At 56.2% G+C, this 573-nt stretch carries 1 protein-coding gene; it reads left to right on the top strand.

The genetic code is table 11. From position 1 onward, the window contains the following. Window positions 1–119 precede the first annotated feature (119 nt). The gene (locus U5A52_RS43050; protein WP_321940502.1) at window positions 120–557 is read left to right on the top strand and encodes a MarR family transcriptional regulator; all 438 of its coding nucleotides are present in this window, start codon (window positions 120–122) and stop codon (window positions 555–557) included. Window positions 558–573: the final 16 nt, after the last annotated feature.

The raw sequence follows: 573 nt of genomic DNA, 5'->3' as shown, positions 1-573 counted from the left end.
CTGAATACTGCAGTTCATCCGGTTCAGAAGGCAAAGTTCAAGGTCAATGAGCTCGCGTGTTTTTCTTGACAGTATCTGACAATGCAGATAATATGCTTTGTATAACGGAGGACGTTGCGATGGACCACTACACGACCAGGAATTTTATGGCGACCGAGAGTGTCGGTTTCAGGCTCGTCAAGGCGCGTAACCTGATTGGCGCGGAGATGGATGCGGCGCTCAAGGACCTCGACATCACTAGCCAGCAAATGGGCATCCTGCTTTCGCTGAAGCAGGGTGTGGCGACCACGCCGTTCGAACTGTCGAAACTGCTCGGCATCGATACGGGCCTCATGACGCGCATGCTGGACAAGCTGGAAACCAAGGGTCTGCTGGAGCGTTCGCGCGACGCAGACGACCGCCGTGTGGTGAATCTGCACCTCACGGCGAAGGGGCAGGAAACGGCTGAGCAGATTCCTGAAGTCGCGCCGCATGTGTTCAACGCGCGCCTGCGCAAATTCACGAAGGCGGAATTTGCCGAACTGAACCGACTGCTTCGCAAGTTTACAGACGACTGAACGGTGCGGCCGTGGG

This window comes from Paraburkholderia sp. J8-2 (assembly GCF_905220195.1).
GTDB lineage: Bacteria > Pseudomonadota > Gammaproteobacteria > Burkholderiales > Burkholderiaceae > Paraburkholderia.
Note: the sequence above shows the minus strand (reverse complement) of the source record. Positions and strands in the feature narration are given on the sequence as shown.

What these genes read in the sequence shown, in the direction of transcription:
- U5A52_RS43050 (WP_321940502.1), top strand. Translation starts at nt 120, where the DNA reads ATGGACCACTACACGACCAGGAATTTTATGGCGACCGAGAGTGTCGGT.